The sequence below is a fragment of the Methyloceanibacter sp. genome (genome assembly GCF_051306395.1).
In the GTDB taxonomy this organism is placed as follows: Bacteria; Pseudomonadota; Alphaproteobacteria; order Rhizobiales; family Methyloligellaceae; genus Methyloceanibacter.
On the sequence record NZ_JBPPND010000005.1, the window covers coordinates 1 to 8,582 of the forward strand.

At 64.7% G+C, this 8,582-nt stretch carries 9 protein-coding genes and 2 pseudogenes; 8 read left to right on the top strand and 3 right to left on the bottom strand.

Annotation, left to right across the window (positions count from 1 at the left end; translation table 11 throughout):
* From carB to bla, 3 genes are all read left to right on the top strand, one after another.
* On the top strand, positions 1-1,630 hold a 1,630-nt coding region (gene carB / locus ACSLE4_RS00345), incomplete at its 5' end, for a carbamoyl-phosphate synthase large subunit (RefSeq protein ID WP_435902504.1).
* A 92-nt stretch (positions 1,631-1,722) separates the two neighbouring features.
* Entirely contained in the window at positions 1,723-2,196 is a 474-nt protein-coding gene (gene greA / locus ACSLE4_RS00350) for a transcription elongation factor GreA (RefSeq protein ID WP_435902505.1), read from the top strand.
* Between the two features lie 56 nt (positions 2,197-2,252).
* The gene (gene bla / locus ACSLE4_RS00355; RefSeq protein ID WP_435902506.1) at positions 2,253-3,140 is read left to right on the top strand and encodes a class A beta-lactamase; all 888 of its coding nucleotides are present in this window, start codon (positions 2,253-2,255) and stop codon (positions 3,138-3,140) included.
* Between the two features lie 31 nt (positions 3,141-3,171).
* Here bla and glk read toward each other — a convergent pair whose 3' ends face one another.
* Positions 3,172-4,152, bottom strand: coding sequence for a glucokinase (gene glk, locus ACSLE4_RS00360; RefSeq protein WP_435902507.1), 981 nt, complete (start codon positions 4,150-4,152; stop codon positions 3,172-3,174).
* Between the two features lie 145 nt (positions 4,153-4,297).
* On the opposite strand from glk, the gene ACSLE4_RS00365 reads away from it, so the two are divergent.
* The 5 genes and pseudogenes from ACSLE4_RS00365 to modB all read left to right on the top strand — a co-directional run bounded on the left by ACSLE4_RS00365 (position 4,298) and on the right by modB (position 7,159).
* A complete protein-coding gene (locus ACSLE4_RS00365) occupies positions 4,298-4,753 on the top strand; it encodes a c-type cytochrome (protein ID WP_435902508.1) in 456 nt (151 codons plus the stop codon).
* A 91-nt stretch (positions 4,754-4,844) separates the two neighbouring features.
* Positions 4,845-5,765, top strand: a complete 921-nt coding sequence (locus ACSLE4_RS00370) for a LysR family transcriptional regulator (RefSeq protein WP_435902509.1) — start codon at positions 4,845-4,847, stop codon at positions 5,763-5,765.
* 75 nt (positions 5,766-5,840) lie between these two features.
* A pseudogene (locus tag ACSLE4_RS00375) lies at positions 5,841-6,137 on the top strand (molybdopterin dinucleotide binding domain-containing protein); the annotation flags it as partial.
* 42 nt (positions 6,138-6,179) lie between these two features.
* Positions 6,180-6,380 carry a formate dehydrogenase subunit delta gene (locus ACSLE4_RS00380; RefSeq protein ID WP_435902510.1) on the top strand — a complete coding sequence of 67 codons (201 nt, stop codon included), beginning with the start codon at positions 6,180-6,182 and terminating at the stop codon, positions 6,378-6,380.
* 83 nt (positions 6,381-6,463) lie between these two features.
* The gene (gene modB / locus ACSLE4_RS00385; protein WP_435902511.1) at positions 6,464-7,159 is read left to right on the top strand and encodes a molybdate ABC transporter permease subunit; all 696 of its coding nucleotides are present in this window, start codon (positions 6,464-6,466) and stop codon (positions 7,157-7,159) included.
* A 15-nt stretch (positions 7,160-7,174) separates the two neighbouring features.
* Here the strand turns inward: modB and ACSLE4_RS00390 are convergent, their stop codons facing one another.
* Together ACSLE4_RS00390 and ACSLE4_RS00395 are read right to left on the bottom strand one after the other, a co-directional pair.
* Positions 7,175-8,179, bottom strand: a complete 1,005-nt coding sequence (locus ACSLE4_RS00390) for a PQQ-dependent catabolism-associated beta-propeller protein (protein WP_435902512.1) — start codon at positions 8,177-8,179, stop codon at positions 7,175-7,177.
* A 25-nt stretch (positions 8,180-8,204) separates the two neighbouring features.
* Positions 8,205-8,582 (bottom strand): annotated as a pseudogene (locus ACSLE4_RS00395) (ABC transporter substrate-binding protein); the annotation flags it as partial.

The window sequence follows — 8,582 nt, forward strand, 5'->3', positions numbered from 1 at the left end:
CTACTACTCGTCCTGGGAAGAAGAAGGCGAGCTGCGCGCCAGCAAGAAGAAGCGGATCATGATCCTGGGCGGCGGACCGAACCGCATCGGCCAAGGCATCGAGTTCGACTACTGCTGCGTGCACGCCTCCTTCGCCCTGCGCGACCTCGGCTTCGAGACCATCATGGTCAATTCCAACCCCGAGACCGTCTCCACCGATTACGACACGAGCGACAAGCTGTTCTTTGAGCCGCTCACGCTCGAGGACGTGCTGGAGATCGTGCGTAAGGAGCAAGAGGCCGGCACGCTAAGAGGCGTGATCGTGCAGTTCGGCGGCCAGACCCCGCTCAAGCTGGCCGCGGCGCTTGAGCAAGCCAAGGTGCCGATCCTCGGCACCTCACCCGACGCCATCGATCTCGCCGAGGACCGCGACCGCTTCAAGGCGCTGATCGATCAGCTCGGTCTCAAGCAGCCGCATAACGGCATCGCGCGTTCCGCGGACGAGGCCGCCGCCATCGCCAGGAACATCGGCTTCCCCGTGGTCATCCGCCCGTCTTACGTGCTGGGCGGCCGCGCCATGGAGATCGTGCACGACGAGACGCAGCTTGCCCGCTACATGACGGAGGCCGTGGTGGTATCGGGCAAGAGTCCGGTGCTGATCGATTCGTACTTGCGCGACGCCATTGAGGTGGACGTGGATGCGCTCGCCGACGGAACGGACGTGTTCGTCTGCGGCGTGATGGAGCATATCGAGGAGGCCGGCGTGCACTCGGGCGACTCGGCCTGCTCGCTCCCGCCGCATTCGTTGAAGCCGGAAATCATCGCCGATCTCGAGCGGCAGGCGGTCGAGCTTGCCCGCGCCCTGAACGTGATCGGGCTCATGAATGTTCAGTTCGCCATCCAGAACGACGACATCTATATCCTCGAGGTCAATCCGCGCGCCTCGCGCACGGTGCCGTTCGTCGCCAAGGTGATCGGCCTGCCCATCGCCGGCATCGCTTCGGAGGTCATGGCCGGAAAGCCGCTCGCCGCGTTCGGCTTGAAGCGGCCGCAGCTCAACTATATCGCCGTGAAGGAAGCGGTGTTCCCCTTCGCGCGCTTCCCCGGCGTCGATCCCGTGCTCGGTCCGGAGATGCGCTCGACCGGCGAGGTCATGGGCATCGACCGGGACTACGCGGTCGCCTTCGCCAAAAGTCAGCTCGGCGGCGGCACCAAGCTGCCGCTGTCCGGCACCGTGTTCGTCTCGGTGAAAGACCTGGACAAGGAGCGGCTGCTGGCGCCCGTGCGCAAGCTCGTGGACATGGGCTTCCGCATCGTCGCCACGCGCGGCACCAAGCGCCATCTCGACGCCCACGGCATCCCATGCGAGCGGGTCAACAAGGTGCTGGAAGGCCGCCCCCATATCGTCGACGCCATTACCAATGGCGAGATCGACATCGTGTTCAACACCACGGAGGGCGCCAAGGCGCTGGCCGACTCCATGTCCATCCGGCGGTCGGCCTTGATCAGCCACATCCCCTACTATACAACCCTCGCCGGCGCCCTGGCCGCAACCGAGGCCATCAAGGCCCTCCGGGAAGGCAGCCTGACCGTCGCCCCCTTGCAAAGCTATGTCGGCAAAGGCTCCGCAAAACTCGCCGAGACGGCTTAGGCAACCCGTCAAAATCGACAGATTCTTGACTTGGACGGGTCACTTCCTTGACAGTATTGCCAAGGGGACCCCCCGAAGGAGCTTTGACTGACATGGATAAAGTACCGATGACTGCGGAAGGCTTTACCGCGCTTGAGGCTGAGATTAAGCATCTCAAGACCGTCGAGCGGCCGCGGATCATCAAATTGATCGCAGAAGCCCGCGCGCACGGCGACCTCTCGGAGAACGCCGAATATCACGCCGCGAAGGACCTGCAAGGCCTCACCGAGGCGCGCATGGCCGACCTCGAGGACAAGCTGTCGCGCGCCGACATCATCGACGTCTCCAAGCTCAAGGGCGACCAGGTCATGTTCGGCGCGACGGTGACGCTGGTCGACGAGGACACCGACGACAAGGTGAAGTACCGCATCGTCGGCGAGACCGAGGCCAGCGTGAAGGAAGGCAAGATCTCCATCACCTCGCCGATCGCGCGGGCGCTCCTCGGCAAGCGCAAGAAAGACGTGGTCGAGGTCTCGACGCCAGGTGGCGGTAAGTCCTACGAAATCCTCAAGGTCGAGTTCAAATAGCCCGCTCGTCTTCCCGAGCCCAAATTCCGCCCCTTCCCGCCCGTAAAGACAGCGCCATGATCACGCGGCGCCGACTTCTCATGGCTGCGCCCGCCACTTTGCTGGCGTGCGCTGTCGTGCCATTGGCTCGCGCCGCGACATCATCCGCGACATCCAAGACATTGGAGCAGACCTTCGCGGCGATCGAAGCGAAAATGGGCGGACGTCTCGGCGTGGCGGTGCGCGACACCGGCTCAGGCCTCAAAGCGGCACGGCGCGGTGACGAACGCTTTCCCTTGTGCAGCACATTCAAATGGCTTGCGGGCGCCGCGATCCTCGCGCGGGTCGATGCGGGCGAAGAGACCCTCGACCGGCCGGTTGCCATCCGCGCCGAGGACATCGTGCCCTACTCGCCGGGGACCGAAAAGCATGTGGGGCAGACCATGCCGCTCGGGCAGATTTGCGAAGCGGCGATCACCTTGAGCGACAACACGGCGGGCAATCTCATGCTCGCAGCGCTCGGCGGACCAGATGGCTTCAACGCCTATGTCCGTTCGCTGGGAGACGGCGTGACGCGCCTCGACCGCATCGAGCCCGCCCTCAACGAGGCGGCGCCGGACGACCCGCGCGACACGACGACGCCAACAGCCATGATCGCGGATCTCAACGCGGTGCTCGTGGGCGATGCGCTGAGCCGCGCGTCGCGCAACAAGCTCACGGCGTGGCTGATCGGCAACGAGACGGGCGACGCCCGCTTGCGCGCAGGGTTGCCCGAGACTTGGCGGGTCGGCGACAAGACGGGCACCTGTAATGCGTGGACGGCGACCGATGTGGGCATTGCCTGGCCGCCGAGTGGGAAACCCGTTCTGATCGCGGTCTACCTGGCGGAGTCGGATGCCAGCCGAGACGAGCAGAACACGGCAATCGCCGACGTGGCCCGTACGGTGGCGAAGGCCACGGGCTGAATCGTTTCCTGTGAATAGTTTCGGGAACTTGTCAGGCGTTGGCGAGCTTCGCCCGCAACCCCACGGCAGCGCCTTTCAGTGCGGGAAACTCAGCGAGGATGACATAGACCGGGATTGGCGCCACGAAGGGCTGCATACGCCCCTTGCGCTCGAAGGCCTCGCGGAAATCGCCTTGGGTCAGGCGGCGCAGGAGCTTCGGGGCGATGCCGCCCCCGAGATAGACGCCGCCGCGCGCGCCAAACACGAGCGCCACGTCGCCGGCGAAACGGCCGAGCCACGTGGTAAAGATATCAAGGGCTTCCTCGGCGATCTCATCCTCGCCGCTCAGCGCCCGCCGCTCCACCTCGATCGGCTCCAACACCTCCTCGCCGTGCCCGCGGGAGGCGGCAATGGCCTGGTGCAACTCCGTCAGCCCCGGGCCGGACAGAGCGCGCTCCACGGAGATGCGCTCACGTCCCTTTCGCAGGCGCTCGACGAGCGCGAGTTCGCCCTCAGTCTCCGCGCCGAGGGTGGCGTGGCCCCCTTCGCTTGCGACGGCGACCCAGCCGGTCGGGGACCAGACGAGACCGGCGACGCCGAGCCCGGTCCCAGGACCGAGCACGACCTTGGGCCCGTGCTCGACCGGCGGCTCTCCGCCGATCTGGTGGAGTTCGTCCGGGGCGAGATAGGGCAAGGACAGCGAGAGCGCCTCGAAATCGTTGAGCATATGGACCGCGTCCAGCCCCGCCTCGCCCGCCAGCGTGCTCTGAGAGAAGGACCAGGGCGCGTTGGTGAGCTGGATGGTGTCTTGCAGCACCGGCGCGGCAACGGCGATGCCCGCGTGCGCCACCTCCTCGCTTACGTCCTTCAGATAAAAGCGTATGGCATCCGCGAGGCTCGCATGGTCGGCGTTGCGGAAGCGGCGGACGGCCGAGACCTCAAGCGTGACGAGATCGGCCACGGCGAAGCGCGCATTGGTGCCGCCGATATCGGCGACGAGCGCGCGCGGCGGGATTGGGCTCGTTTTACTCATCGGTGGTGCCGGCATCTTCCCTGGAGCCCCGGTGGTAAACCATTTTTTGATGGCCCGCGAGCCTTGCAACGGGCCGCGGCGTGATAAACAAGCAGATAATCGAACGCCGTGGAGCGTTTTTACTGTCGCAGCCAAGGATCGTTTCATGCTCACCAGGCCCGCAGCCATAATTGCCCTAGCACTCCTCGCTTTCGTCCCCCTGGCGCTCGCCCATGAGGGCGCGACCGGCGTGGTGAAGGAGCGCATGGACCTGATGGACACGCAGAAAGAGGCCATGAAGGTTATCGGCCAGATGGCCAAAGGAAAGGTGCCCTTCGACGCGGCTAAGGCCGCCGAGGCGGCGGGCGAGATCGAAAGAACCTCGAAGCAGATTCCCGACCTCTTTCCGGAAGGGACCGGCGGGCACCCGAGCGAGGCGAAGCCCGAAGTGTGGACCAAGTGGGACGAGTTCACCGGCGATGCGGAGGGACTCGATACAGCGGCCAGGGACCTGATCCTTGCGCTCGAGGCCCCCGGGGCGCCGAACTGGAAAGTGCAATTCAAGGGCGTGATCGACGCCTGCAAGACCTGCCACAAGACCTTCCGAATGGAAGACGAGTAGGGGCGCAACCGAGCGAGGCGGTTGATGAAGCTGCACGCCCGTCCCACAATCCCTATAGTCTCGGCCACCAGACCTCCCGACCCGGCACGGCATGATCGATAAGCTTGAATTTATTATCGCGCTCTCCCGCGAGCGGCATTTCGGCCACGCGGCGGAATCCTGCGGCGTGAGCCAGCCGACCTTTTCGGCCGGGATCAAGCAGCTCGAGGACACGCTCGGCGTGCTCTTGGTGGAGCGCGGCTCCCGCTTCAGAGGCTTCACGCCGGAAGGTGAGCGGGTGCTCGACTGGGCCCGCCGCATCGTGGGCGACACCCGCGCCATGCGCCAGGAGATCGACGCGCTGAAGCATGGCCTCGCCGGCCATATCCGCATCGCCGCGATCCCCACGGCGCTCGCCATGGTGGGGCTCATCACCACGCCCTACCGGGCGCAGCATCCGGATGTGAGCTTCACCATCTGGTCGCGCAACTCGATCGAAGTCCTCGGCATGTTGGAAAATCTCGAGATCGACGCCGGGCTGACTTATCTCGACAACGAACCGCTCGGCCGGGTGCAGACCGTTCCGCTCTATAGCGAGGAATACCGGCTGCTCGCCTCCGCCGACAGTCCGCTCGGCGACCGGGACGAGGTCACCTGGGCGGAGGTGGGTAAAGTGCCGCTCTGCCTGCTGACGCCGGACATGCAGAATCGGCGGATCATCGAGACTCTGCTCCGCGAGGCGGGCTCGGAGGTCGCGCCGACGCTCGAATCTGATTCCATCATCGTCCTGTTCGCCCATGTGCGCACAGGAAAGTGGGCGAGCGTCATGCCCGCCAAGCTTGCCGAAGGTCTCGGCCTTACGGAGAAGGTGCGCGCCATTCCCATCGTCGAGCCCGAGGTGTCCCACTCGATCGGGCTCGTGGTGCCTCAGCGCAACCCATTGACGCCTTTGATCAATGCGCTGGTGAGCGAGGCCAAGCAGCTCGCGCCGATCCTGAACGCGCACGTGCCCTCCGGACCTGTGCTCGGCTAGTACGGAACGCCGCCCAGCGCCGCCCAAAGCCGGCCCCTAACTCCTTGTCATCGATCAGGAATCCCGATCGGGCCCGGCGTGCGCGACGGCGACTGGGTGAAGATCGCAAGCCGTACCGGCGAAACCACTTTGCGGGCGCTGATCACCGATCGCGTGGCGCCGGGCGTGGTCTACACGACCTTCCACCACCCGAGCACACAGGTGAACGTGGTGACCACCGAGTTCTCCGACTGGGCCACAAACTGTCTCGAGTACAAAGTGACGGCCGTGCAGGTCGCGCCGTCCGACGGGCCGTCCGAATGGCAGGAGGAATACGAGGAGTTGTCGAAGGCGGCACGGCGCATCGCCGAGCCTCTGGTGGCGGCCGAGTAGCCCCACCCTCCTCCCGCGAAGCCACGGAGCGCCTCAAGTCCCATGAAGCCCGACACCCTCGTCCATATGGCGAACCAGATCGACAAGTTCTTCCAGTATCAGCGGAAGGACGAGGTCGTTCCGGGAATCGTAAATCATCTCAAGCAGTTCTGGGACCCACGCATGCGTACGGCGATCTTCGCCTATGTGGACCAGGGGGGCGAAGGGCTCGACCCCCTGGTGAAGGAAGCAATCCTTGAATGAACGAGGCCCGGGGCACTTAAGCCCGGCCGCGCCCCTCCCCGCTCTTGCTTAGGTGTCGCGGCGGCAGGTGATAAGATTTCATCGTGCTTAGTCTGACGCCCGAGGAACTCACCGCCATCAAGCTGTCTCTCCGCGTCGCCACGGTGGCGACGCTTGCGAGCCTGCCCTTTGGCATCGCGGTCGCCATGCTGATCGGGCGGGGCCGGTTTTGGGGGCGCCCTATCCTCAACGCGTTTGTGCTTCTGCCGTTGGTGCTGCCGCCGGTGGTTACCGGTTACGTGCTGCTGCTGCTGTTCGGCCGGCAAGGCCCGATCGGCAGCTGGCTGGCCGAGACATTCGGCATCGCGGTCGCCTTCCGCTGGACGGGAGCCGCGCTCGCCTGCGCCATCATGGGGTTCCCGCTTCTGGTCCGCGCCATTCAGCTGTCGGTGGAAGCGGTGGACCGGCGGCTCGAGCAGGCGGCAAGCACGCTCGGCGCCAGTCGGGCATGGGTGTTTCTCACGGTGACGCTGCCCCTGATCGCGCCCGGCGTTATCGCCGGCGCTATTTTGGCCTTCGCCCGGTCGATGGGCGAGTTCGGCGCGACCATTACCTTTGTTTCCAATATCCCGGGCGAGACGCAGACCCTGCCGAGCCTGATCTACACCTTCACGCAGGTTCCCGGCGGGGACGCAGGTGCTCTTCGGCTGACACTCGTGTCGGTCGCGATCTCGCTCGGGGCGATCCTTGCCGCGGAGGCGGTCGCCCAGTTCATCGGCCGGCGCGTCCGCAGCGATTAGTCGGCTGTCGCGGCCCTATTCGCCCGGCTTCCCCGGCATGGTCGCCACGCCCCAGGGCAGGCGCCCCACCGGGACCGATCTCTCGGCCTTCAAGGTTTCCGCGTCGATCACCGTCAGGTCGTTGGTGAGACCGTTGGCGACATAGTACTTCGAGAAGTCTGGACTGAACTCGCCGTGCCACGGCCGCTGGCCCACGAGGACATAGTCAATGACTTCCTTCGTCTTTGCATCGATCACCGCGACGCGGTTGGCCGGGCCCAACGGAACGAAGACGCGGCCGTGGTCCTCGTCGAAGTCCATGCCGACGGGCTGAAGCTGCTCAGGGCGCAAACCCGGAACCTCGAAACCGATCTTCTTTATGACCTTCCAGTTCTGCGGATTGTCCCAATCGCTGGTATCGACGATGGAGACCGTACCGCCGATCTCCGATGACACCCAGAGTTCCTTCATGTCCTTTGAGAACTTGACCTCTCGGGGGCGACTGTCGACAAGGATGTTGCCCACCAGCTTGATCGTCTTGTTGTCGATGATATGCGCCATGCTGGTGCTCTCGGACGTGGCGGCGGTGTAACGGTCGTCCGGACTTACGATCATGCCTTCCGGTTCGACGCCAACGGGCACCTCGCCCAGAACCTCGCCGCTGCCGATGTTCATGACGGTGACCAGGCTATCGTCCTCGTTGGCGATGTAGATGACGTCACCTTTGGAATCGACGGCCATGAGTTCGGGATCGGGTCCCGATTCCAGCGTGCGCACGACTTCCAGCTTCGCCGTGTCCACCACGTCGATGATGTCGCCGTCGCCAGCGGCCACGAACAGCTCCTTGTAGTCCGGGCTCAGGACGATGCCGCGCGGCCGCCGGGAGGTCTCGATGGTCTTGATCGTTTTCAGGGTCTCGCCATCGATGACGGTGACCGTGTTGTCCTTCTCATTGGAGACGAAGATGGTCTCGGCGTGGGAAGGGACTGCGAAGAGAAGCAGCGCCGCAGCGGAGGCCCCGGCAAGACTAATACGAGTCATGGGTCTACCTTCATTTGGATGGGCGTTAGAACTTGCATTTAGACTCAGGCCTATCGAAGCCGAGCGTATCGGTGAGATTGGTCTGGTGCAGGAAGCCTTCCTGGGGCGAAGTCGAGACCGGGACACGCGTGCCGCCGCCGAGGATGACCGGCTGGCGCATCTGATGGTCCCAATCGCGGAAGCTCAGCGCCTGGCCCTTGAAGGCCTCGAGCTTGAAGTCGTCGGACAGCATGTATTTCTTGACGTCCTTGGGCTTGACCTTGCCGGACTTCATGGCCGCGTCGGCGAGTGCGCGGAAACCGAGCCACGCGGTGTAGTCGCGCTCGACGGGCTTGCGGTCGGCAAGCCGCGGAATCGCATTCTGGAAATGCATGGCGCCGGACTCCGTGTAGGACTTGTCCCA